The sequence below is a fragment of the Pradoshia sp. Z6_59 genome, assembly GCF_058267515.1.
Genome location: NZ_JBZCPP010000016.1, coordinates 23,464 through 48,728 on the forward strand (window position 1 = coordinate 23,464; position 25,265 = coordinate 48,728).

26 protein-coding genes are annotated in these 25,265 nt (G+C 36.6%); 13 read left to right on the top strand and 13 right to left on the bottom strand.

Features of this window, described 5'->3' with window-relative positions; all coding sequences use genetic code 11:
• Window positions 1-48 precede the first annotated feature (48 nt).
• Window positions 49-1,602 (top strand): ABC-F family ATP-binding cassette domain-containing protein, encoded by a 1,554-nt coding sequence (locus AC4D4B_RS14935; protein WP_139892669.1) that lies wholly within the window; start codon window positions 49-51, stop codon window positions 1,600-1,602.
• A 196-nt stretch (window positions 1,603-1,798) separates the two neighbouring features.
• Here AC4D4B_RS14935 and AC4D4B_RS14940 read toward each other — a convergent pair whose 3' ends face one another.
• From AC4D4B_RS14940 to AC4D4B_RS14955, 4 genes are all read right to left on the bottom strand, one after another.
• Window positions 1,799-2,545, bottom strand: a complete 747-nt coding sequence (locus tag AC4D4B_RS14940; protein WP_490996877.1) for a metallophosphoesterase family protein — start codon at window positions 2,543-2,545, stop codon at window positions 1,799-1,801.
• A 93-nt stretch (window positions 2,546-2,638) separates the two neighbouring features.
• A complete protein-coding gene (locus AC4D4B_RS14945) occupies window positions 2,639-3,778 on the bottom strand; it encodes a zinc-dependent alcohol dehydrogenase (protein WP_490996878.1) in 1,140 nt (379 codons plus the stop codon).
• Window positions 3,779-3,883: 105 nt separating this feature from the next.
• On the bottom strand, window positions 3,884-4,282 hold the full coding sequence (locus AC4D4B_RS14950; protein WP_490996923.1) for a ferritin-like domain-containing protein: 399 nt from the start codon (window positions 4,280-4,282) through the stop codon (window positions 3,884-3,886).
• A gap of 561 nt (window positions 4,283-4,843) precedes the next feature.
• Window positions 4,844-5,413: a general stress protein gene (locus AC4D4B_RS14955; protein ID WP_490996879.1), complete on the bottom strand. Its 570-nt coding sequence runs from the start codon at window positions 5,411-5,413 to the stop codon at window positions 4,844-4,846.
• A gap of 141 nt (window positions 5,414-5,554) precedes the next feature.
• Here AC4D4B_RS14955 and AC4D4B_RS14960 point away from each other — a divergent pair, with 141 nt between their 5' ends.
• Both AC4D4B_RS14960 and AC4D4B_RS14965 read left to right on the top strand, forming a co-directional pair.
• Complete coding sequence (locus tag AC4D4B_RS14960) at window positions 5,555-5,872, top strand: DUF948 domain-containing protein (protein WP_490996880.1); 318 nt, start codon at window positions 5,555-5,557, stop codon at window positions 5,870-5,872.
• A 210-nt stretch (window positions 5,873-6,082) separates the two neighbouring features.
• Window positions 6,083-6,445 carry a VOC family protein gene (locus tag AC4D4B_RS14965; protein WP_491000407.1) on the top strand — a complete coding sequence of 121 codons (363 nt, stop codon included), beginning with the start codon at window positions 6,083-6,085 and terminating at the stop codon, window positions 6,443-6,445.
• Window positions 6,446-6,537: 92 nt separating this feature from the next.
• Here AC4D4B_RS14965 and AC4D4B_RS14970 read toward each other — a convergent pair whose 3' ends face one another.
• Window positions 6,538-7,212, bottom strand: coding sequence for an HAD family hydrolase (locus tag AC4D4B_RS14970; protein ID WP_491000408.1), 675 nt, complete (start codon window positions 7,210-7,212; stop codon window positions 6,538-6,540).
• A gap of 258 nt (window positions 7,213-7,470) precedes the next feature.
• Between AC4D4B_RS14970 and AC4D4B_RS14975 the strand changes: the two genes are divergently transcribed.
• From AC4D4B_RS14975 to qoxD, 5 genes are all read left to right on the top strand, one after another.
• Window positions 7,471-7,614 (top strand): BA3454 family stress response protein, encoded by a 144-nt coding sequence (locus AC4D4B_RS14975; protein ID WP_066107964.1) that lies wholly within the window; start codon window positions 7,471-7,473, stop codon window positions 7,612-7,614.
• 321 nt (window positions 7,615-7,935) lie between these two features.
• Window positions 7,936-8,829 (top strand): cytochrome aa3 quinol oxidase subunit II, encoded by an 894-nt coding sequence (qoxA, locus tag AC4D4B_RS14980; RefSeq protein WP_490996882.1) that lies wholly within the window; start codon window positions 7,936-7,938, stop codon window positions 8,827-8,829.
• Window positions 8,830-8,850: 21 nt separating this feature from the next.
• Window positions 8,851-10,794, top strand: coding sequence for a cytochrome aa3 quinol oxidase subunit I (gene qoxB, locus AC4D4B_RS14985; RefSeq protein WP_490996883.1), 1,944 nt, complete (start codon window positions 8,851-8,853; stop codon window positions 10,792-10,794).
• Window positions 10,791-11,387 carry a cytochrome aa3 quinol oxidase subunit III gene (gene qoxC, locus AC4D4B_RS14990; RefSeq protein ID WP_490996884.1) on the top strand — a complete coding sequence of 199 codons (597 nt, stop codon included), beginning with the start codon at window positions 10,791-10,793 and terminating at the stop codon, window positions 11,385-11,387. The genes qoxB and qoxC overlap by 4 nt, the downstream gene beginning before the upstream one ends.
• Before the next feature lie 4 nt (window positions 11,388-11,391).
• Window positions 11,392-11,679, top strand: coding sequence for a cytochrome aa3 quinol oxidase subunit IV (gene qoxD, locus AC4D4B_RS14995; RefSeq protein WP_066108542.1), 288 nt, complete (start codon window positions 11,392-11,394; stop codon window positions 11,677-11,679).
• Window positions 11,680-12,128: 449 nt separating this feature from the next.
• On the opposite strand, the gene AC4D4B_RS15000 is transcribed toward qoxD, so the two are convergent.
• The 3 genes from AC4D4B_RS15000 to AC4D4B_RS15010 are packed head-to-tail and all read right to left on the bottom strand — an operon-like array spanning window position 12,129 to window position 13,226.
• Window positions 12,129-12,698: a manganese catalase family protein gene (locus tag AC4D4B_RS15000; protein ID WP_066107973.1), complete on the bottom strand. Its 570-nt coding sequence runs from the start codon at window positions 12,696-12,698 to the stop codon at window positions 12,129-12,131.
• Window positions 12,699-12,717: 19 nt separating this feature from the next.
• Complete coding sequence (locus AC4D4B_RS15005; RefSeq protein WP_491000409.1) at window positions 12,718-12,981, bottom strand: spore coat protein CotJB; 264 nt, start codon at window positions 12,979-12,981, stop codon at window positions 12,718-12,720.
• Window positions 12,978-13,226 (bottom strand): spore coat associated protein CotJA, encoded by a 249-nt coding sequence (locus AC4D4B_RS15010; RefSeq protein ID WP_066107980.1) that lies wholly within the window; start codon window positions 13,224-13,226, stop codon window positions 12,978-12,980. The genes AC4D4B_RS15005 and AC4D4B_RS15010 overlap by 4 nt, the downstream gene beginning before the upstream one ends.
• Before the next feature lie 184 nt (window positions 13,227-13,410).
• On the opposite strand from AC4D4B_RS15010, the gene AC4D4B_RS15015 reads away from it, so the two are divergent.
• On the top strand, window positions 13,411-13,758 hold the full coding sequence (locus tag AC4D4B_RS15015) for a DUF4064 domain-containing protein (RefSeq protein WP_491000410.1): 348 nt from the start codon (window positions 13,411-13,413) through the stop codon (window positions 13,756-13,758).
• A 201-nt stretch (window positions 13,759-13,959) separates the two neighbouring features.
• Window positions 13,960-15,102 carry a SpoIIE family protein phosphatase gene (locus tag AC4D4B_RS15020; protein ID WP_490996887.1) on the top strand — a complete coding sequence of 381 codons (1,143 nt, stop codon included), beginning with the start codon at window positions 13,960-13,962 and terminating at the stop codon, window positions 15,100-15,102.
• Window positions 15,103-15,377: 275 nt separating this feature from the next.
• On the opposite strand, the gene AC4D4B_RS15025 is transcribed toward AC4D4B_RS15020, so the two are convergent.
• Both AC4D4B_RS15025 and AC4D4B_RS15030 read right to left on the bottom strand, forming a co-directional pair.
• Entirely contained in the window at window positions 15,378-15,803 is a 426-nt protein-coding gene (locus AC4D4B_RS15025; protein WP_491000411.1) for a MaoC family dehydratase, read from the bottom strand.
• A gap of 240 nt (window positions 15,804-16,043) precedes the next feature.
• A complete protein-coding gene (locus tag AC4D4B_RS15030) occupies window positions 16,044-16,481 on the bottom strand; it encodes a GNAT family N-acetyltransferase (RefSeq protein ID WP_490996889.1) in 438 nt (145 codons plus the stop codon).
• Between the two features lie 483 nt (window positions 16,482-16,964).
• Between AC4D4B_RS15030 and AC4D4B_RS15035 the strand changes: the two genes are divergently transcribed.
• Window positions 16,965-18,320, top strand: coding sequence for an arsenic transporter (locus tag AC4D4B_RS15035; protein WP_491000412.1), 1,356 nt, complete (start codon window positions 16,965-16,967; stop codon window positions 18,318-18,320).
• Between the two features lie 361 nt (window positions 18,321-18,681).
• Window positions 18,682-19,353, top strand: coding sequence for a DUF2642 domain-containing protein (locus AC4D4B_RS15040; RefSeq protein ID WP_490996891.1), 672 nt, complete (start codon window positions 18,682-18,684; stop codon window positions 19,351-19,353).
• 105 nt (window positions 19,354-19,458) lie between these two features.
• On the opposite strand, the gene AC4D4B_RS15045 is transcribed toward AC4D4B_RS15040, so the two are convergent.
• The 3 genes from AC4D4B_RS15045 to cls form a co-directional block, all read right to left on the bottom strand.
• Entirely contained in the window at window positions 19,459-20,301 is an 843-nt protein-coding gene (locus AC4D4B_RS15045) for a CheR family methyltransferase (protein WP_257469175.1), read from the bottom strand.
• Between the two features lie 21 nt (window positions 20,302-20,322).
• Window positions 20,323-23,085, bottom strand: a complete 2,763-nt coding sequence (locus AC4D4B_RS15050) for an ATP-binding protein (protein ID WP_490996892.1) — start codon at window positions 23,083-23,085, stop codon at window positions 20,323-20,325.
• Between the two features lie 159 nt (window positions 23,086-23,244).
• On the bottom strand, window positions 23,245-24,699 hold the full coding sequence (gene cls, locus AC4D4B_RS15055) for a cardiolipin synthase (protein ID WP_066107992.1): 1,455 nt from the start codon (window positions 24,697-24,699) through the stop codon (window positions 23,245-23,247).
• 279 nt (window positions 24,700-24,978) lie between these two features.
• On the opposite strand from cls, the gene AC4D4B_RS15060 reads away from it, so the two are divergent.
• Entirely contained in the window at window positions 24,979-25,212 is a 234-nt protein-coding gene (locus tag AC4D4B_RS15060) for a hypothetical protein (protein ID WP_490996893.1), read from the top strand.
• The last annotated feature ends 53 nt before the right edge of the window (window positions 25,213-25,265 follow it).

Below are 25,265 nucleotides of genomic sequence, written 5' to 3' on the forward strand. Positions count from 1 at the left end.
GTATAGACCCATTAATTACAAACAATTAAGAGTCAGGAGTATAGATAAATGATATTATCCGTTAAAGATTTAAGCCATGGCTTTGGTGACCGAGCCATTTTTAACAAAGTTTCCTTCCGCTTACTAAAAGGCGAACATATTGGCCTTGTCGGAGCAAATGGGGAAGGAAAGTCTACATTTATGAACATTGTAACCGGACAGCTGGAGCCTGATGAGGGGAAAGTTGAATGGTCTAAAAAAGTTCGTACTGGTTACCTTGACCAGCATGCTGTTCTCGAAAAAGGGATGACCATACGCGATGTACTGAAAACCGCATTTCAGTATCTTTTTGATATGGAAAATGAAATGAACGAAATCTTTGCTAAGATGGGTGAAGCTTCCCCTGAGGAATTAGAAGTCTTACTTGAGGAATCAGGTGTGCTGCAGGACGTCCTCACTAACAACGACTTTTATGTTATTGATGCAAAGGTTGAGGAAATAGCAAGAGGATTAGGCCTCGATGAAATTGGGCTTGAACGCGATGTTCAGGACTTAAGCGGCGGCCAGCGTACAAAAGTCCTTCTCGCAAAATTATTACTTGAAAAACCTGATATATTACTTTTAGATGAGCCGACCAACTATCTTGACGAGCAGCATATCGAGTGGCTCAAACGTTATCTTCAAAATTACGAAAATGCCTTTATTTTAATTTCACATGATATTCCATTCTTAAATAGTGTAATCAATCTTGTATATCATATGGAGAACCAGGAATTGACTCGTTATGTCGGCAACTATGATGATTTTATGAAAGTGTACGAGGTGAAAAAGCAACAGCTTGAAGCCGCCTATAAAAGACAGCAACAAGAGATTGCAGGCCTCAAGGATTTCGTTGCACGTAATAAAGCGCGTGTATCTACTCGAAACATGGCCATGTCCCGTCAGAAAAAGCTTGAAAAAATGGATATCATTGAACTGGCGAAAGAAAAACCGAAACCAGAATTCCATTTCCGCGAAGCACGTACATCCGGTAAACTGATATTCGAAACAAAGGATCTTGTCATTGGCTATAATGAGCCTCTTTCCAGACCATTAAATTTACGCATGGAGCGTGGACAAAAAATTGCCTTCGTCGGTGCCAATGGAATTGGAAAAACGACCTTGCTCAGAAGTATTCTCGGCGAAATTAAACCAATCTCTGGCCAGGTTGAGCTTGGCGAACATTTGTATATGGGATATTTTGAACAAGAAGTAAAACAAACATCCAATAATACCTGTATCGAAGAAATTTGGCAGGAGTTCCCTTCCTATAATCAGGCAGAAATCCGTGCTGCTCTGGCGAAGTGCGGCCTTACTACCAAGCATATTGAAAGTAAAGTTGAAGTACTGAGCGGTGGAGAAAAAGCGAAGGTTCGTTTGTGTAAACTGATTAATCGTGAAAACAATTTACTTGTTCTCGATGAACCAACCAACCACCTTGATGTGGATGCTAAAGAAGAATTAAAACGCGCATTAAAGGCCTTTAAGGGAAGTATTCTGCTGATCAGCCATGAACCTGACTTCTATCAGGACATAGCTACAGATGTTTGGAACTGTGAATCCTGGACAACTAAAGTATTTTAATGTAACGATGCTATACCTTAAATACCCGTTAACTTTGGACAATTACATCCTGGTTAACGGGTTTTTTATTTACTTTATACTCTTTACCCTGCTTTAGCCGTGGCATAGGCAAGGAATAAGTAGGAATCCCAATTTACCAATATCCTGCGATATGGAATTAGAGTTGTTTAATAATCTCAGATACAGCAATTAAGAGTTATTGATTTAATTGATTGCCATGAAAAATCTTAAGAATAAAATCACGATCCGGGACCTGCAGCCATTCATATGAAGCTAAATATTCTGTATTATCATAGGCAGCTTCTTCGTTAGAGATAACCATCTTGTCTCCCTCTATATCTACGATTGAATAAGGGGCAGTTGGTTTTGAATTGCATCCTAAAGAACCTGGATTTAGAAAGATAGTACGGTTACTTCTGAAGAAATGAAGTGGATGATGATGACCAAAACAGATCAACTTTTCTTCCCTTCCTTTAAATAAAGAACTTATATTCTCAAGACTTGGCTCAACAATTCTGCTAAAAGGGTCTTGGCTTATATGGTCATGTAGCTTCGTTGGCTCAATCTGATAATGAATAAACAAAATTGAATTCTCTTCGACAGTTAACTTGATTGCCCTGGGCAGCCCTTCCAACTTCCTGATGAATTGCTTATCCATCCTCTCTGCTATCCATTGATGATGCTCTTTTACATGGAAGTGACTTTGTGGGTGTTCCTCTCCTTTTAGAAGTGCTAAAACCGCTTCATCATGGTTTCCCGTAATCATGGATACATCATTTCTTGTAAATAGACTATCCAAAACTTCATTGGTATTCGGTCCGATTCCAATCATATCTCCCAGACAATAGATATGTTCAATGTCCCTCCTTCTATCAAGCTTAGATAGTACCGCTTTTAAGGCAGGCTCATTCCCGTGAATATCAGCAATCACTCCAAATTTCATACCAATCCCCTTTTTTATGTAAAATTATACCTTAAAAACCTAATTAAAAAAGCATTCCTACTACTGCTGGAGGAATGCTTTCATTTATCTTAGTTATGGTTTCAATATAACCTTCGTACAATTATCTTCATGCTCATTAAATAGCGAATACCCTTTCGCTGCGTCCAAAAGTGGTAATTTATGAGTTACAATTTCTGTAGGGTCGAGCTTTCCTTCTTCAATCATTTTATATAATCGAGGCATGTAATGAACAACAGGAGCCTGTCCCATCTTCATTGTAATATTGCGTGAGAAAAATTTCTCTAATGGGAACATATTATAAACAGATCCGTAAACACCGGTAAGCTGCAAAGTACCAAATTTCCTTATCGCCTTCGTGGCAATTTGAATAGCACTTAGCGTTCCTCCCTGCAATTTTAACTTTTGCTCAATTTTTTCAATAGCTGATTTTTTGCCATCCATACCAACACAATCGATGACCACATCAGCTCCACCCTGTGTGATTTCTTTTATATAGCTCCCTGTATCATCATAATTATTAAGGTTAATCGTCTCTACTTTATTCATTTTCTCAGCTTGTTTTAATCGATAATCTAAGTGATCAACAGCTATAACCCTTTTAGCACCAGCCATGTATGCAAATTTTTGTGCCATTAAACCAATTGGTCCACAGCCAAGTACAACCACGGTATCATCCGGTTTTACTCCCGCATGCTCCACGCTCCAAAGGGCTGTAGGCAAAACATCAGACATAAATAATAATGACTCATCCTCTAATTCACAGGATTCCGGTATGACAAACGGCATATAGTTCGCAAATGGAACCTTTAAATATTCTGCTTGTCCGCCGGGATGATTCCCATATCGCTCTGTATATCCAAAATATCCGCCTGTATCCTGATGTGGATTGGATTCGGTATGATCACATTGACTTTCCATCTCATGCTGACAGTAATAACATTGACCGCAGGATACATTGAAAGGGATAACTACCCGGTCGCCTTTTTTGACCTTTGTCACCTCAGGACCGACTTCTTCTACGATTCCCATTGGTTCATGTCCAATTATATATCCTTCTCTAATCGGCATGTTCCCTTGATAGATATGAAGATCTGATCCACAGATGGCCGTAGAAGTGATTCTGACGATTATATCATCATTTTTTTCAAGCTTCGGATCTTCAACCTCTTTTACCTCAATTTTTTTGGCCCCTTGGTATGTGACTGCTTTCATATTTCATCCTCCCATTCAGTTTAGTACAGTTACCTTATTCCCGAATAGGAGGACTCTTATTCAGGACATTTTCAATTATGTGCTCTAATTCCAATTTAGTCCTTTTCATTTATTCTTCATAAAATAATAAAGAAACCATACTGCATGCTGTTGTTCATCCTTAGCTGCACGATTAAACAACTTCTTTGCCGCTAAATTAATGGTTCCGTCCGCAACTGAAAGATAAAAATCCACGGTACGCTGCTCATCTTTTAAAGCCGCTTCAAGCCCCCGTAAATAATCATCCTCACAAGGTTCTGTCTGTTTTGGCTTTGGATCTCTCCCTGTTATGCCTGTATATAGTAGTACCAGTTGTTTAAAATGTTTAATCTCATCATCTCTGATTTCAAATATTTGCTGCCGTTCATCTTCTGTTGGTGCTAGTCGGGCTAATTTTTCATAACACTGTATAGCACTGTACTCTCCATTAATAGCCCTTTGGGTTTGTTTCACTAAATCATTCATCAATTGTTGTCTCAATTATGTAACCTCCCCATTTTTCCTTATGACCTATCCTATGCGTGTTTCCTTTGAACAATTTCTACCTAAGTAAGATAACCTACAGGTTTTTTATCATTTTTATTTGGGTATATGAGAAATAGCGGTTAAACAAGTATCGTGGTTATCTTCGGACGTCGTTCTGTAAAAAACATATTTGACAAATGAAATTCTAAAGTATATACTTAGAAGATATAATTTTAAAGTAGTGACTTACACATAGATATGTAAATAAATATGGCATTCTGCAATTTATGTTTTTCGGAACACTTATTCACACTGGAACGGCTTCGGAGCCGTAAGGATATAAGAGAGGTAGGGCTTATATCGTCTAAGTAAAAACGTCCAAGTGGAATAGATAACCGCGGCAATTTACATCACACACATAAACGAATACTAATAAATGAGAAGTTGTTACTTACATTTCAAAATTATCTTAAAACGAATCAGGCAGATGCTTGGTTCGTTTTTCAATGCATAAAAAGAAAGAAGCCATCAAGGAATCGATGACTTCAACTTATAGATGTATTATTTATAACTATCTTTTCCTCTTAAATTGGGATCTCCACCTGTGGCAGGGTTTATTGTGACTTTCACTTCGCGCTGTGCTTCCACTAATGGATCATCTGATCTTTCATACGTATCACGAGCTGCATATTTCTTTTGGGATTCGGAGTCGACTAATATAAGAATCTTTCCCTTTTCTACATCATTAGCATATTGATCAGCTCTATCTTTAGGAATACCCAATCCAACCAGCGCACCGGTCAATCCGCCAGCTCCAGCGCCGGCTGCAATTCCTCCCAATGTTGTAGCAATCGGCCCTGCTGCAACAATTGGCCCAATACCTGGGATTATCAGTGCACCGATACCTGCCAATAATCCTGTTAATCCTCCCAAGATTCCACCTGTAGTTGCCCCTGCTGCAAGACCACTGTCAACATTTGTATGAGTCTTAGATGTGATTTTATCAGCCTTTTCTTTGTCCTTCACCACTACGGAAATATCTTCTTTTTGATACCCTAGCTTCTGTAATCTTTCCACTTCCCGTACAGCATCCTGCCCATTATCATAAACACCAATTACTTTTTTATCCATTCTCTTCATCCCCTCTCTTAAAAGTTAATATATGGGTTCAATACCCGCTTAAGCACTTATTAATCCTTTTTTCTTTGTTACTTAACACTCAATAATGGGTAAGATATAGTTATGATAAGGAATTTTAAAGGAGGACTTCGCATGATCATCGTTTGGATTAGTTTAGCTATTATTGTTGGATCAATCGTATATCTCGGTATATATGCTTTTCGAACATTCAAAGAATCATCACCAACTATTAATGAGATACAGGCTACCGTTACACGAATACAACAACAAACGGATAGCATTAAACATGAAACAGATCGTTTAACAGCAAAGCAACAAGCAATCATGAGTGATGTTGAATATAAAAAAAGCGCTATTAATTATCCAATAAATCAGGCAAAAGGTATTCTCCCTTCTGCAAAAAGATTATGGAAAAGTACACCTGTGGCAAAATTAATCTCGAATAAATGAAAAAAGCTCATATTAAATTAACTATGAAACGCATTTGAATTCTCACCCATGAATTTCAGTGCGTTTTTATTATGTTTAGATTAAGAAGGCAAGAACTATAAAACATGAAGTAAAGCTTATCAAACACGATAATGACTCCGAATTACCAAGCTCGTAATTGAAGATATAAAATGAAAGATGAACAGTTTATTTTTAAAGGGGGACGATTTGATGATTTTGGGATTACATCATGCTCAGATAACCATTCCAAAAGGGTATGAAAAAGAAGGGAAACATTTTTATTGTGGGATTCTCGGTCTGGTTGAAAAAGAAAAGCCTGATTCACTAAAGGGACGCGGCGGATTTTGGGTATCGGTCGGAGATCAGGAAGTACATATAGGTACGGAAGATGAAATTGACCGATTAAAAACAAAGGCCCATATAGCCTATCAAGTCGAGGATTTATCATATTGGGAACAGGTGTTACATGAACAAAATATTCAATTAATAAAGGGTATACCTATCCCAGGCTTTGAACGATTTGAATTTAGAGATCCATTTGGGAACAGGATTGAAATGATTCAAAAATTATGAGTTTTAATATACGAAAAGCTTAAAATCTCTTAAGCTTTTCGTATCAAATGAATACGGCGAATTGGTTTTTAATAAACTGGCCTTATAAATGTTTAGTTGAATATCTCTAATAAATCTTTCAAACAATAAATATGGTAATCCGCATCCTCCAGTTCACCATCCTCAGCATATCCAAAATGACAAGCTATAGCTGGTACATGATGTGCTTTTGCCGCTTCAATGTCAGACGAGCGATCTCCAATCATAAAAGCATCTGATTTATTTAAATGTTGAAAGTGCGCTAACAAAATATCCTTTTTCTTACGGCCACCGACCCTTTCAATACACAAAGGCTCATAAAATAAATCTTTAATTTGTTGTGACTCTAGTATTTCATTTAAATATGCAGTTGAACAATTACTTGCTGTTGATAAAATATGCCCTCTTCTTTTCAGTTCAGTTAACACTTCCCTGGCATAGGGAAGCAATACATTTTCAGTTTTTAAGCTTTCCAGTAATTCTTTCTCTGAACGATGAGAAATTACCTTTATTTCTTGTTCATTTGCATCAGGTGTTAAAAGCTCCCAAAACTCTTTATGAGGTAAACCAAACGCAGATTGAATCTTTTTAGGATTAGGGACCTTTAGGTGTGGATAATTCTTGATTTCCGCTTGAATAATAGGTATACTTAATCTCGTTGTCTCAACTAATGTACCATCGAGATCAAATAACAATACAGACAAAAAAATCCCTCCAATTTTTTTATTTTTATTTTTATTTATAAACAAAAAACATATGGAATTATTGCCAATTTTATTATATAATTCCTTTAACCTCTCAATTTATTCCAATTGCCAATTGCTAAGTTTATATTTTTCAAAAAACGGGAATAGTACATTCATCCTCTCAACAACATACCGTCCATTAGAAAAACATCACTTCACTTTTACTCTAAAACCTTGGAAAACCAATTTTAGATGAACAAAAATGATGCATTTAATGCGTCTATTAACTATTGATTAAACGAACAAAAGGAGTAGATTTATATGGTAAATGTTACAGTATTAATAGATTTCATGGGGAAAAACTATCAAACAAATGTCCTTGCACCAAGAGACACTGATGAATCAGAAATCAGACAGTTAGCCTATGAACAAGTCCGTAAGCAATGGACACCGGAAACTAAATAATTGACTCAATTATCCGAGCTACCGATTCCCGATTGGTAGCTTATTTTTTTGTTCTTTTTATATTTACCCATTTATTCTTTATCGGAATCAGCATTCACTTAAACACTCTAAGGCCAAAACCTCCCTTTTAACCCTCTCTTCCCCATCACTATATCAAAAAAATATAATATTCTATATAACTTTTATTTCATATCAAAAATTCATATAAAAACTTATTAAAAACGAGGGTTATCAGTTGAATTTTCATTATTTTAAATTTTATCATAATAGTATAATACTTTATTTATATAATATAAATAATTTTCAAGAAAGGAGACTATCATGAAGAAGAAATGGACTTTATTCGGTATGTCTTTTGCTGCTTTATTCGCACTGGCAGGTTGTAACCCTTTAATGGTACTGAATCCAAAAGGTCCACAAGCAAAAATTCAATCCGATACGATTATTTTTTCAATGATCGTGATGGCTGTTATTTTAGTGGTTGTTTATGCTCTTTTTATCTATATGATTGTGAAATATCGAGCATCCAAACAGCCAGTAGACTATGTACCACCATATGAAAAAGGAAATAAGTGGCTTGAAATTATATGGACTGCCATTCCTATCGTTATAGTAGTCGTACTTTCAGTTGTTACGGTCATCACCACTTTTAAGGTGGAAAGTACACCAGCTGGATATGAAGACGAAGAACCTTTGGTGATTTATGCATCTTCTTCCAACTGGAAATGGCATTTCAGCTATCCCGAGGAAGGAATCGAAACAGTCAATTATGTCAACATTCCAACCGATCAGGAGATTGAATTTCGCTTATATTCTTTTGGACCAATCACTAGCTTTTGGGTTCCCCAGCTGGCAGGTCAAAAATACGCAATGAGCGATATGGTAACTACATTACGAATCGTTGCAGACGAACCAGGTTCCTATTTTGGAAGAAACGCCAACTTTAGTGGAGAAGGCTTTGCACAAATGGAGTTCGAAACATTAGCCATGTCTCCAAAAGAATTTGATAGCTGGGTAGATGAGGTCCAAAAAACTGCCGAACCTTTAACTGAGAAGGAATTTAACAAACTGCTTGATATGGAAGTAATGGGCAGAGCCACCTACTCTTCCACACACCTTGATTTCAGTCCGGCTCCTGTATGGCCATTCCATGAAAGCAATGATGATGCTACAGATGGAACAGATACAGAAACGAACGAACATAATCATGAATAAATCAGGAAAGGGGATTAGACCATGAAATGGGATGAATTCTTTGTTACAGGCGATCCGCTTATCTATGGTGCTATGGTTAGCATTGTTGTTGCCATGTTGGCAATCATTATCTATCTGACCTATACCAAAAGATATGGATGGCTGTGGCGTGAATGGTTAACTACAGTAGACCACAAACGTATTGGGATCATGTATATCCTTGCTGCGTTCCTTATGTTATTTCGCGGTGGCGTTGACGCATTAATGCTGCGTTTGCAGCTTGCAACTCCAAATATGACATTCCTGGAGTCACAGCATTACAATGAAGTTTTCTCTACTCACGGAGTTATTATGATTCTTTTTATGGCTATGCCATTTGTATTGGGAGTCATGAATATCGTTGTTCCTTTACAAATTGGAGCTCGTGACGTTGCCTTTCCGGCACTCAACGCTATCAGCTTTTGGTTATTCTTTGTCGGAGCTATGCTTTACAATCTATCGTTTGTTATTGGCGGATCTCCAGATGCAGGTTGGAGTGCCTACTTCCCTTTGGCAAGTAATGAATTCAGTCCGACTGTCGGACACAATTATTATGCAATTGCTCTTCAATTATCCGGTCTTGGTACATTGATGACGGGCATTAATTTTATCGTAACCATTATCAAAATGAGAGCTCCGGGTATGTCTATTTGGAAAATGCCAATGTTCACTTGGTCTGCATTAATCACATGTATCATTATTTTGTTTGCATTCCCGACATTTACGGTGTCACTTGCACAAATGATGTTTGACCGACTTTTCGGAACACAATTTTTCACAACCACCAATGGCGGTATGGATATGCTTTGGGCAAACAACTTTTGGATTTGGGGACATCCTGAAGTATACATCGTTATATTGCCTGCTTTCGGTATTTTCAGCGATGTCATTTCTACTTTCGCACGTAAAAACCTATACGGCTATAAATCAATGGTATATAGTATGATTGCCATCTCATTGCTATCATTCCTTGTATGGACCCATCACTTCTATACAATGGGCCACAATGCAACGGTTAATAGTATATTTGCGATTGCTACGATGGCTATTTCTGTACCAACCGGTATTAAGATTTTCAACTGGCTGTTTACTCTACGAAAAGGGAAAATTGTATTCCCTACAGCCATGCTATTCTCGCTGGCCTTTATACCGATTTTTACAATCGGTGGTGTAACGGGCGTTATGCTCGCAATGTCAAGTGCGGATTACCAGTACCATAATACAATGTTCCTAGTTGCCCATTTCCATTATGTATTAATTCCGGGAACTGTTTTTGGAATGATTGCAGGTACTTATTATTGGTTCCCGAAAGTTTTCGGTTTCCGCTTAAATGAAAAAATCGGAAAAATTAGTTTTTGGCTGATTGCGATATTCTTTAATGTAACATTCCTGCCTCTATTCTATTTAGGTCTGGATGGTATGGCGCGTCGGATGTATACCTATTCCGAAGCTACAGGCTATGGTCCACTGAATTTAACAGCAAGTATCGGAGCCATAGGCTTAGCAATCGGCTTTGGATTGATTATCTATAATATTATTTATAGTGCATTCAAAAGTCCTCGTGACAAACATGCGGATCCATGGGATGCACGTACATTGGAATGGTCAATTCCAAGTCCGGCACCATTCTATAATTTCGCGGTTATGCCAAACGTTAAGGATGCCGATCCTTTATGGTATTCCAAAATTAATAATGAACCGCTTTACGAAGATGAAATACAGCCTATCCACATGCCAAGCAATACAGGAAAACCAGCGATTATGGGCATATTCTTCTTTCTCTCTGGTTTTTGCTTAGTATTCAGTTGGTGGATTCCAGCTATTATATTTGGGATTGGTGTATTTATCACGATGGCTGCTAAATCCTTTGAACGAGATCCTGGCTATTATATTTCAGTAGAGGAAATAGAAGGAACTGAAAAAGTACTGCGAGGTGAAAAACTATGAAGATAGATTCTTCCCTTCCACTGGAATACAGTACAGAACAAAATCAGTTAAGAATCTTTGGTTTCTGGTTATTCCTTGGAGCTGAGATTGCATTGTTTTCTATGTTATTCGCAACCTATTATACACTCTTTAATGGTACGGGCGATGGTCCTACAGCAAAAGAGATTTTTGAAATTAAAGGCGTCATTATTGAAACGATTGTCCTTTTAACAAGTAGCTTTACTTGCGGGCTAGCTATTCATAGTATGAGACTTAAATTGAAAAAACCGATGATTACATTTTTTATTATTACCATGCTGCTTGGTCTTGTCTTCCTAGGTGTAGAGATTTTTGAATTTATGACCTATATCGAAGAAGGCGCAACCATGCAAACAAGCGGATTTTTATCAAGCTTATTCATGCTGCTCGGTACGCATGGAGCCCACGTAACATTCGGGTTATTCTGGGGATTATGTATACTCATTCAAGTCATACGAGAAGGATTTACAGCAGAAACAGCCAATAAATCTTTTATCTTTTCCCTATATTGGCATTTCCTTGACGTAATCTGGATTCTCATCTTTAGCTTCGTTTATTTGAAGGAGTTGATATAGGATGATAAAACAACTATTTCCACTTAAACATGTTTTAGGTTATGTCATATCATTGATTCTAACCATCATTGCGCTATCCGTAGCCTTTTATGATATATCCTTTACGGCCGGAATGGTGATCCTATCCATAACCGCCATTATTCAAACAGCTGTACAACTCTTTTTATTCATGCATGTTAATGAATCTAAAGAAAAAAGAACAATCTATCTAAACATTATCTATGCTCTATTCGTTGCACACGCAGTCATCTTCGGAACCATCCTAACCATGATCTGGGGCCATGCCCACTAAAAAGCTGAGACGACTGTACAGGCCCGAAAAGCATAAGGAGAGGCACGCAGGGAGGATGTTTTCCCCTCCCGTAGTGGCTATCCTTATGACTCGAGGGACTAGGAGTCGAAGCTGGATTGACTAAAAGGCTGAAGGGCCTCAATTAATGAACGAAGACTAAAATCGCCACGTCCTATGGCAACGTCTTCATGACCAACATTCTGTTGGCCCGTGAGGAGCATAAGACAGAGGCTCGCAGGGGACGTTCCTCCCCCGCAGAGGCTATGCTTATGTCCCGAACTCCTAGGCCCTGAAGCTAGATTGAATAAAAAGCTGAAACGGCTCGATTAATGAACGAAGACTAAAATCGCCACGTCTTGTGGAACGTCTTTGTGACCAACATCCTGTTGGCCTAAAGAAAAACCTGTGTTGTTCAGCCAACACAGGTTTTTTTATTAATGATAAATGGTTTAAAATATCTTCTTCTTTTCCCTGTCATCTGTAATAATTTGTACTGCCTCACGGAATCGCTGAGAATGAACGATTTCTCTTTCTCTTAAAAATCGTAAGCCATCATTTAAATCTGGATCATCTGACATATTGATAATCCATTGGTAGGTAGCCCTTGCTTTTTCCTCAGCGGCAATATCTTCATATAAATCTGCGATAGGATCTCCCTTTGTCTGAATGTATGCAGTTGTAAATGGTACACCTGCTGCATTATGGTAAAAAAGAGCAGAATCATGATCAACATAGTGGTCTGCCAAACCAGCGTCTCTCATCTGCTCTGGAGTAGCATCTTTTGTGAGTTTATATATCATTGTGGCAATCATTTCCAAATGCGCGAATTCTTCTGTGCCTATGTCATTTAGCAAGCCTACCACTTTATCAGGAATGGTATATCGTTGATTCAGGTATCTAAGAGCGGCTGCTAACTCTCCATCTGCCCCTCCATACTGTTCAATTAAATATTTGGCTAAAGTCGGGTTACAGGTACTGACTCTAACAGGGTATTGCAATTTCTTTTCATAAAACCACATTCTGTAATCACCTCATCTTTTATATTTGCCAAGGCCACGGAGTAGTTCCCCAACTCCAATTGGCATCTGTATAACTATTACCAAATTGTTGAAGTGGGCCGAATTTCTTTTCGAACTGCTGTTTAAGCTGCCTGCTCTGATGAGAGTGTTCGTTAAATTGCTGCATGGCTTCTAAATCATTTGGATGAGTATCTAAGTAAAGGGTTAGCTCCACTAAAGCAAAGTCGATTGCCTGGATTTCCTCTAATAACTGATAATATTCATCAGGTAATTGGGGCTTCACTGAGAATCCCTCCTCTTATGTTCATAAGGGTTTTCATAAAAGTCATAAAATACTGGCCAGAGTGTGCCCTTGAATAATGCCTCCTTTGGTGAAAATTGAGGCAGGTTAGGCGGTTGAAATCCGAGAAATAAATTAGGAGGAGTAGAGTAATACTTCTTACCAATTGGTCTGCACGGATCAAATCGACTGTGAAAAGGTGTATAAGATTTCATATGCGATTTTTCAGGCCGATTTTGCTCAGTCATAGCTACACCATCCTTTTTAAAATTCATTTTCCTTTCAAGTTATGAGCATACAAACTGATTTATTACGTTTTATTGTTTAACGGAGTTTTCAGTATCCATAAATAATCAACAATTTAATTCTTTGAAATAATATTTCATTATATTAGTAAACAGGTATAAATGAAATAAAAAGGAGGTATTCAAAATGAGCAGAACTACTGAATTTGTCCTTGGTTTACTTGGTGGCATTTTTGGAATTTTTGCAGCTGGTATAGCATTATTTGTTGGCGGTTTAGATTCTGTCCTCAACGAAACAGGTGAAAGTGCAATCATCAATCTTGGATGGTTAGCTGTTCTATTCTCTATTCTTGCGATCATTGGATCAGTTGTTGTTAAAAGCAAGCCTATATTAGGAGGCTCCTTTATGCTTTTTGCAGCTATTGGTGGATTTATCTGCACTTCGGCTTTCTATATACTTCCGGGAATACTTTTGCTGATAGCAGGATTAATGGGTCTACTGAAAAAAAACAATAAATTAACTCCGGTAACTTAATTATTTTTGAATAGAATCCTATCCATTGATGATAAGTCCTTTTTACTATGTAATCTTTTATTACAGACCTTAATTTATTATTTTTACTAGTGTAATAACCTAACCATTTACCCCTAGTTTCAACTATTTGTATTTTCAGTAAAAGTGACATACCATTATTAATATAAGATTTAGTATTTTAGAAGATGGGTGAAAGAAAGTATGTCAATACTTGTGGTAGATGATAACAAGGTGAATTTATTTGTGATTGAGACCATCTTAAAGAAGGCAGGATACAGGAATATTAAGCTGGCTAAATCCGCAAATGAAATGATTCATATTTTAGAAGAAGATTTAAGTAAAAATCACGGAAGAAGCTCATTTAATTTAATTCTTTTAGATATCATGATGCCAGAGATAGATGGAATCGAAGCCTGCAGGCGAATCACTGCAACGGAGGAATATAAAGATATACCCGTTATCTTTGTGACCGCATTAGGTGATACCCATAAACTCGCTGAAGCACTGGATGCTGGCGGATCAGATTATCTAATGAAGCCGATTAATAAGGTAGAGCTGTTGGCTCGTATACGTGCTGCTCTCCGCTTAAAAGAGGAGAAAGATTGGCATAAAAATCAGGATGAAAAAATAAGCTATGAGCTTGATCTTGCCACAAAGGTGCAGAGAAGCTTGTTAAGTGAACCCATTTTAAATGATCAAATCAAAATAACGAGGTCCTATAAGCCATCCTCTAATCTCGCAGGTGATATGTATTATTGGCAGCAGATTGATCAGGACCGTTATGCCATATTTATGTTTGATATGATGGGACATGGCATACCTGCATCATTAGTATGTATGTATATCTCCTCTATCCTTCGTGAAGCGGTACGGAATGTGGTTGATCCAGAAAAAGTCATTCTCGAATTAAATCGCTGTATGACTTTACTAGAGGAAAAAACAAAATTAACATCCTATTACTTAACAGGTATTTATTTATTGGTAGATACGAAATCAAAAACGATTGAATATGTCAATGCCGGCCATCCACCGGGCTACCTTTATATCGATGGAAAAGACTTAATCGAAATGGGACAGCGAAATACAGCTATCGGATTTTTCGAAGAAATGCATATAAATAAAATAACTATTCCTTATACTGATAGCTTTCAGGCATTAATTTTTACTGACGGAGTGGCGGAAGCTATTGATAATGATGAAGCTAAAGCCTTAGCGCATTTGCGAGAAATAGGAAAGTATCATTGGTCAGAAAAAGAAGCAGCAGCTCCATTAAATGTTATCCTTCCGGAGGAAAAACAGGCAAATCAACATGATGATATGTGCGTCATCCTTGTAAGAGGATAAAAATCAACTTTTCTAAAAAGATAAAGAACAGATTCTAATGGAATCTGTTCTTTATCTTTTTTTGGCTGTTTTTCGTAAGAATTGTTGCCAGCAATACTATTTTTCTGAGCTGTGAATACAGCTACCTTTAGAAAGTAGGTGGCTGTATTCGTTATTTAAGTAAAGCCCCAGTTTGTTAAAGTACATATATTCACAAAGTATTAAAAACAACCCTTAATCTATCATAAGTACGAGAATATAGTTATTAAAAAATAGTTATTTTCTTTCAATATCATTTATCGTTTTATTAATACGGACAATTCACCCTCAAAAACTTTTTCTTTTTTATCATTGAAAGTAGTTAACAATACTGTAAGAATTCCCGTTTCATTTTTCTTCGCTTCCATGTCAATAACCTCAACAATGGTATGTAATTCATCATTGGGATAAACGGGCTTTATAAATTTTATATTATTCATCTGGGTTCCAGCAATGACATCATCACCACATATGCCTTGTTCAACCCACAATTTAAATGAAATGGCTAACGTATGTATACCAGAAGCAATGATTCCATTAAACCTTCCCTGATTTGCTTTTTCCTCATCCAAATGCATATATTGAGGGTCAAACTCTGCAGCAAATTTCATAATATCCTCTGTAGATAATTTAAATGATTTAGTTTCGAACACCTGTCCAATTGCAAACTCACCTAACTTCATTAATACACCTCTATTAATTAATTGTTCTACTTGTTTTATATTAGCATCATATTTTCAATAAGATAAAATAATAGCCAAACCGTTATTCACTAACCAGCCCCTCAATAAGAAATTCAACACAAAAAGGCATTAATCCCTCTTGGATCAATACCTCTGTTTGTTGAAGTGTAATCTTTTTCAATCTCTTCTACACCTTAATATAACTTCAATCCCTAGCCTATAATGACGAGTGTGTTGTCTTTATAAAATCATATCGACGTGAGGGATATTATCATCTAAATATGTATCGGATACAGCTTGAAAACCAAAGGAAGTATAGAATTTTCTTAAATAATCTTGGGCTTGAATTTTAACCTTTGTTTCTTTTAGTTCGTTTTGGATAAAATCTAGTCCTTTCTTTAAAAGTTCCCCTGCAATTCCTTGTCCTCTGTATTCTTTCTTTACAAAGACTCTTCCAATAGAAGCTTCTTGATAAGAAACACCTGCAGGAACAATTCTTAAATATGCAACAATTTCTCCATTGTCTTCCTTAAAAAGATGATATGAAAAAGGATCTTTACCATCAACTTCAAGATAAGGACAATTTTGTTCCACCACAAAAACTAAAGTTCTTTCTTTTAAAAGATTATATAGTTCAATATTTGTTAACTCATTAAATTTTTTAAGTTTCCAACTCATAAAATTTCACCTCTTATTTTTTAAAATGCATTTAAAAACATAGCATATATTAAATTTAATGTAACTTTGCCGTAGTTGCAAAATCATCTCAATTCATTTTAGATTCTTACTCCGTTAAATCCCGATTATTGAACACAAGTTAAATATCACTCTTCCGACAACCTTCCCCTTTTCTACAATAAGGAATTCAACAAAAAAAGCATTAATCCTCTTATCATTATGGTAAATCATTAAATCTTCTGGTGTTCAGGACTAATCCATACAAAAAGGAATTACACCGTTTTCAAATGCCAAAACAGCCTTTTTTCAAAATCATAAGGTACACAGGCACGTATCTTATAGGTACAAATATCATATATGGACAAAGGTATATTCCATTAAGAATGGACAAATTACTCTATCCAATATAATTCATTTGAATATGGATATAGAAGATTACCATCGAAGGGAAACTATGAGTAACCAGTATAAAGGAGGGCAGTTATGACTTTTGAAATCGGATTGACTATACTGGTATTCGCAATGACTATGTTTATGATTTTATGGAGACCAAAAGGAGTAAATGAATCATTACCAGCAACAATTGGAGCAATCCTCATTATTTTATTTGGTTATGTCTCATTTGATGACATTTTGGACATCCTTCAAAAAATAAGCGGTGCTTCTATCACCATTATATCTACACTTGTAATGGCGGTTATTTTAGAAAGTTTTGGTTTCTTTCATTGGGCAGCAGCCAGGTTGGGCAAAATCGCCAAAGGCTCCGGATACCGTTTATATTGGTATATTCAACTATTATGTTTTTTAATGACATTGTTATTCAATAATGATGGCAGTATATTAATCACAACTCCTATATTGATTTTATTATTGAAAAACTTACGTCTGAAACCGCATCAGTTCATTCCTTATCTAATAAGCGGTGCATTCATTGCTACTGCAGCCAGCACTCCTATCGGAGTCAGCAACATAGTAAACTTAATCTCATTACAGATTGTCGATATGTCTCTTTATACACAAACGGCAATGATGTTTGTTCCTGCCTCTCTTGGATTAGTCTTTATGTCCATTTTAATGTTCTTTTGTATAAAGCAAACATTACCAATAAAATTACCTCCCATGTCATATGATATAGAAATTATATTTTTCACAAAAAACTTCCATCCACTGAAAACAGGTATATCTGTAGATACAAAGAAAAAACGAACACAATTCATGTTAAAAGTATTATTATTTGTTTTTATTGTGCGCTGCCTGCTCTTTGTCGCCTCTTATTTTTCAATCCCCATTGAATTGATTGCCGTATTGGGATCCTTACTTTTATTAATATGGAGATGGTACTATTTACGAAAAAATCCAATGGATATTTTAAAAAAGACACCTTGGCATATTTTCTTATTTGCCTTTTCTATGTATATCCTAATCTATGGATTGCACAATGCTGGGTTAACAGAACTACTCGTTCAGCTATGTCAGCCCATTGTTAATCAAGGTTTATTAAATGCAACGTTCATAATGGGTGGCTTAGTGACGATCATGTCCAATTTCTTTAATAATCATCCTGCTTTAATGATTGGAACCATCACATTAACGGAAATGCAATTAGATCCGATTACATTAAAAACAGTCTATCTTGCCAATATAATTGGGAGTGACATCGGCTCACTTCTACTGCCAATCGGAACTCTCGCTTCCCTTATTTGGATGCATATTTTAAGACAAAACAAAATTGAAATCAGTTGGAAAAAATATCTAAGCTTCTCCTTATTAGTTATTCCAATTACTACAGTTGTAACGTTACTTCTTCTCTATTATTGGATACAATTGGTTTTTATTTGATTAAAATAGCTTGCTCAGGAGGCCAACAGGAGGTTGGTCACAAAGATGTTGCCACACGATGTGGCGTTCTTAGTCTTTGTTCATTAGTTTCGGCTTTTTTACTCAATCTAGCTTCAACGGCTAGAAGCTCAGGACATAAGCAAAGCTACTGCGGGGGAGGACCATCCCCTACGCACCTTCTGTCTTATGCTCCTCGCTTCTGGGCAAGCCGTTTCAGCTTTTTATCCAATCTAGCTTCGACTCCTAGTCCCTCGAGTCATAAGCAAATACTCTGCGGGAGGGAAGGGCGTCTCCCTCCGAGTATTCGTCTTATGCTTGTCGGGCCTGAACAGTCGTCTCAGCTTTTTATATTAAGGGGGGAATGATTTTGGCTTCCATTCAGGATTTAATTGGGGAACAGGTCACTGTTCATTTGTCGGGTAATACGTTATTTAATGGAATATTAACTGATATAGGGCCTGATATTATTGTCTTGTTCAACGGGGAACAATATTTCTATATCCCGCTTTTGCATATTCATAGCTTCAATAAAAACAAAGAACCTAAAGAGCATGTTACCCAACCAACAAACTCATCTATTGTGGATGATATGGAGTCTATTTCTTATCGTAAAACGTTGACCTATGCAAAAGGCACTTTTGTTGAAATTTATGTTACTGGGAATTTAACATTTCATGGATATATTACGAATGTATTGAATGATTACTTTGTCTTTTATTCTCCTGTTTTCAAACAAATGTTCATATCTCTATCTCATTTAAAATGGCTGTCACCATATCATCAAAATATCACACCATTCAACCTCAGCTCGGAGAAATTACCTGTTAATCCTTCTAATCTACCTTTACTCCGTTCTCTCGGGGATCAATTAAAAAGGGAAGTAGGCAAACTAATCGTTTTTGACGGTGGCGGCAATCCTTTAAAAATAGGATTATTATCAAATATCAATCAAGGCATACTGGAATTATTAGTGGCTAATGGTGATGCGGTATACCTAAATCTAGACCATATAAAATCAATCCATTTTTCTTAATCTCTCTCTTAACTATAAATAAAAAGGAGACCTTAAACCCTAACTGACACTAAAAAACCTGTGTCAGAACAGTTTGAAGATCTCCTTTTCCTTTTATAAATCCTATTATGAATATAATTTTTTCCTATAAAGCCGCTGATTAATATCTAGTTCCATATACGTATCAGCCAACTCCATGATCTTTAGGGATTCTTTGTTACCAAGCCCCAAAAAGCCGCCAGGACTTAGACTTTCATCAAATAGTTGGAATACTTTTGCTTGCAATTCCAATGTGAAGTATATGATAACATTTCTACAAATAATCACATGAAATTCATTAAATGATCCATCCGTCACTAAATTATGCTGGGCAAAAACTATATTTCTTGATAAGGATGGGCGAAAATACGCATATTGCATATCGGTCTTATAATATTTAGAAAAAGCATCCAATCCACCAGCCTGCAAATAATTCTTCGTGTAAGATTGCATTCTTTTTAAGGGAAATGCCCCTTGGCGAGCTTTTTCAATAACTTTTTCATTCATATCCGTCGCATAAATCTTTGTTTTATCAGCCAATCCCTCTTCTTCCAACAGGATTGCCATCGAATATACTTCCTCACCGGTCGAACATCCCGCATGCCATATCCGTATTTCTGGGAGGTCCTTCAATCTAGGAACAATCTTCTTCCGAAAAGCATAAAAGAAATCTGGATCTCTAAACATGTCTGTAACATTAATCGAAAAGTCACTCAGAAGATTATTTACATACCCTTCTTCATGAATCACTCGTACTAGAAGCTCGGAAACAGTTGTCAGGTGATCCTTATTAAGTCGATTTTTTATGCGGCGAGCAATTGATGAACGCATATAACCACGGAAATCGTACCCTGTCATCCGGTAGATTGCCTCTAGCAATAAATCAATTTCTAAATTCTCGCGTTCTTCTATAGATGATGGATACCCCAACACTAAGCAGCTCCCTTCTTCCTATTTCGTTAACCAAACAGACATCACTGAATATAGCTGTTCTAAATTGATTGGTTTGCTGATATAGTCTGTTGCACCAGCTTCCAAACATTTTTCTCGATCTCCCTTCATTGCTTTAGCTGTTAATGCAATGATAGGAATCGATGTAAATTCAGGATTTGCACGTATATGTCTCATCGTATCATAACCATCGAGTTCAGGCATCATAATGTCCATAAGAATCATATCTAAATCATCTTGCTCCTTAATGATTTCAAGACATTCGATTCCATTTTGGGCAACAATGATTTGAACACCTTTACTTTCCAGGGCTTTTTGTAGAGCAAATATATTACGATGGTCATCATCCGTGATTAATACCTTTTTCCCATTAAAGACATCCAAAATTAATAATTCTTCTTCCTCAGGATCTATTACTTCTTTTTGAACAGCAATTTGCTCCATAACATCATTGGCAATTGGCAAATGAATAATGTCATCGTTCACTTTACTGTTCTTATTAGTCATTCCATCCGGCAGATTCGGCAAGTACACAGTAAATGTACTTCCCTTGCCCTCTTCACTTTCTAGAGTTACATATCCGCCAAGTAACTTTGTAAATTCTCGGCAAATCGATAATCCTAATCCAGTTCCGCCATACTTACGGGCTGTTGCTCCATCTGCTTGCTGGAAGGCCTCAAAAATAATTTGTTGTTTATCATCTGCAATACCAGGACCTGTATCGGTTACAACAATTTTCATCCAGAAGTCGGTTTCCGTAATACCATCAAGAAGTTCTTTCTCTCGAGTATTTCTCACTTTTTCCATCTTCATAGTAACCGAACCTTTTTCCGTAAACTTCACAGCGTTGGATAATAAATTCTTTAGTATTTGTTGCATTCTTTGTTCATCCGTATAAAAAATGGAAGGCAGGTCATCTTCTTTTCCAATAACCAGTTCCAGACCTTTTTGTTCTGCCTGAGGAGAAAAGACTCGTTCTAAGCTCTCAATAACTTCACAAACATTGGTTTCATTAAAGAAGACTTCCAGCTTACCAGCCTCAATTTTAGATAAATCCAAAATATCATTAATGAGTGCCATTAAATCATTACCTGATGTATGGATCACTTTTGCAAATTCTCTTTCATCCTCTGTATATTCACCAGGCTCTTTATCGGCCAGCATTTCAGATAATATTAAAATACTATTCAGAGGCGTTCTCAATTCATGAGACATATTCGCAAGAAACTCAGATTTGTATTTTGAACTTTGAAGGAGCTGTTCATTTTTAACCTCAAGCTCCTCTTTAGAAATCTCAAGTTCCTTCGATTTCTGCTCTGCTTCCTGATTGCGTTCTTCTAATTGTTCATTAATCATACGTAATTCTTCTGATTGCATCTGAAGTTCTTCAGATTGTGTTTGTAATTCTTCTGCCTGAACCTGTAATTCTTCTGTCATCGCCTGTGATTCATTTAGTAATTGTTCCACTTCCATCCGGCTCAGTACACTCTTAATAGCCATACCAAGATTATCAAGCATATGATTAATCGTTTTTAATTCTAAATCAGTAAAGCCTTTAATACTTGCAAATTCCAAAACAGCAATAACTTTATTCTCGTATAATACTGGAGCAATGACAATAGATTTCGGTTTAATTTCTCCAAGCCCTGTTGTAATAAGTTTATAATCTCCCGGAACATCATCAAGTAATACAACTTCTTTATTAGCAACCGCCTGGCCGATTACGCCTTCTCCAAAACTAAATCCATCACGTCCTCCGTCACCATAAGAGGCAGCCTTATAAAAATGGTCATCCTCAGTTTCACTTTTTAAATAAAAAGCACCCAGTTCTGCTCCCATGATTGGAGTAATTTTATTAATGAATTCATCTGCAAGCTGTCCAACTTTAAAGATACCCTGATACATCTCCGCAACTTCCGCAACTTGTGTTTGCACCCAGCTTTGATTCTCAATTTCCCGAGTATATTCTTTTTCGTTTCTACTAAATGTCTCCAATGAAGCTGACATCCTATTAAAAGCAGATGCAATTCGGCCAATTTCATCCTCTACTTTTACTTCAATCCTCGGCATAGTCGTGGTATCACTTAGGTCGACATTAGTGATCACCTTTGTAATTCTATTTAATTCCCGTGAAGAGGTCATGATTACCCAATAAGCCAAAAATAACGTTAGAACAATTGTAACAATTAGAGAACTGATAATAATCGTCTGCATTTGTTCATATTTACCGTCGGCACGCACCAGTGCGTCATCCATAAGGTTTTCTTGAAAATCAACGAAATTTGCAATGACAGCAAGTACATTATCACTTGCTTTATCTTTTTCTGCCCTTACGACATCATAGTTTGATACCCCTTTTTGCATATCAGTGATTAATTGTGTTTCTAGCTTTGTATAGTTCTCATATGATGCACGGAACTCCGCCAACAAGGCCTCGCCTTTTTCCGTATTAGCAATGCTTTCTAATTTTCTAAAACGGTCTTCGATATATATATGATTTTGATCTATTGTTTCAGAGGCTGCGCTCAATTCTTCTTTACTTGGAGTACGCGAATCCTGTCCCAATAAATTAAGAGTACGCTCCGATTCTGCAAAATTTCTTTGAATATCATTAATATAACTAACCTTTTGGTAGCGATCATCCACTATTTCAAGTAAATCTTCTCTAGAGCTGCTCAATCTACCGTCAATTATGACCATCAATATAATTATAATCACTAGTATTGAGCCAAAACCCACTAAATTTTTTTGCTTAAATGTCATGTGTGTACCCCTCCCCCTGTTCCAAACTCTCTACTATCTATTAATAAGGAGTATGATTAGAATGTTTTAAAAAACATACCAATATTATACTGCATTACCATAACAAAAAGACACTAACTCGCCCTAGTGTCTTTAAAAACAGTACATATTTACTTCTATTCATAAAACTGGAGACAATAATCTGGATAAAGACTCTTTAAACCGAATTAAAAGGGAACGATTATTATAAATTTCTGATGTAAGTTCATGGCTCTGTTTTAAATCATCTGCAAATGTATCCCTTAGGCGAACAGCTGTGTCTGCATGATATATAATGGCATTCACTTCAAAATTCAATCGAAAACTGCGTACATCTATATTGGCTGTTCCAACAGTTGCCAATCGATCATCTATCACCATAGTTTTCGCATGCAAGAACCCATTCTCATATAAAAACACCTTTGCACCAGCCTTTAATAATTCTCCAACGTATGAATAAGTGGCCCAATAAACAAATAAATGATCTGGTTTATTTGGTATCATTACTCTGACGTCCACCCCTGACATGGATGCAATCCTGATGGCGTCCAACAAACTGTCATCCGGTATAAAATAAGGCGTCTGCAGATATATATACTCTTTTGCATCCAAAATCATACGTATATAGCTTTTTTTAATTTGTTCCCTCTCAGAATCAGGCCCAGAGGTAACAATTTGAAGCCCAACCCCTTTTTCGTTGTGTTGCTTGCTATATTTAAAGTAATCTTCCGTCCATTCCATTTTATCTCCTGAAGCCTGAGCCCAATCGAGCATAAAACGAGACTGTAAATCATTCACAGCGTCTCCGATGATCCGTAAATGGGTATCTCTCCAATAACCAAACTTCGGATCAAGTCCTAAATACTCTTCACCTACATTGAATCCACCAAGATATCCTACTTTCCTGTCAATGATGACAAGCTTCCGATGGTTTCGGAAGTTGATTCTGAGATTAATAAGCGGTAATTTCCCAGGAAAAAACGCTTCTGCATTTCCGCCAGCTTCTCTTAATTTCTTTATTCGCTTTTTAGAGATTCTCCTGGAACCGGCGTCGTCATAAATCAGCCGTATCTCTACACCTTCTTTAGCCTTTTCAATCAACGCATCCAGAAGCCTGTTTCCATATGTATCGTTTTGGATAATGTAATATAAAACATGAATATGTTTTTTAGCACTAGCAATATCCTGAAATAAGGCATTGAATTTTTCCTTGCCATCTGTGAAAATTTCAACTTCATTATCATTGGTATATACAGCATGGTCTGTTTTCATATTCATTAAAATTAAATCCTTATACCTCTGTGTAATAGAAGTATTAAATGGTTCTTCCATATTTTTCATGTGCTCTTTTTGTTCAGCGATACGCTGCTCTAAGTAATCATAGCCCCGTTTATCCCATGTGAATATTTTCCTTTTACTTAAATTCTGCCCTAGAACAATATACAGAATAAAGCCTCCAATTGGAAAAAAGCTCAAAACCATTAACCACGCCCATGAAGCGCTGACATTACGCCTTTCTAAAAAGGTTATAGTAATAGCAAATATCAAATTGATTGCTATTAAAAATTGCCATACATAGCTATCAGTTATTCCCATTCATCTACAACTCCAACCGAAACATTATCTAACCTAATATAAATATTATAACGATAAAGTATTAAAAAACCTACTGAACTATATCAATTATCAAAAGGCAACCTAATTTTGAAGGTTGCCTTTCGCTTCTGTATTTATCCAATAATATGCCAATAATCTGAGGTTATTATTCAGTTAATGGCATTAAATAACAACCTTGACTACTCCATAAAATTGTATGAATAAAAGAAGTTTAGGGAACTTATAGAATGAATACACAAAAAGAAGGGAATGTTCCTATTGCCCAGAAACAGTGATCAAATCCACGTTAACCCAGAACCAAATCCAGATGGCAGACAGGAATCCATCATAAATGATTCTAAAGCTACTAAAATGGGAGTTGTCACCGGCAGCTTGCAGCCCGGATTTAACCAAAGTCAAAACCCTTATCATGTAAGTAATAAAGATGAAATACCAGAATCGATGCAGGAATTCGAAAAATTAACCAAGGGTAGAAAGTTGGATGAGTTCTAATCTTGATGTTATGGCTTATTGGGGATATTATAAAGGAAATCCATTTAAGGAGT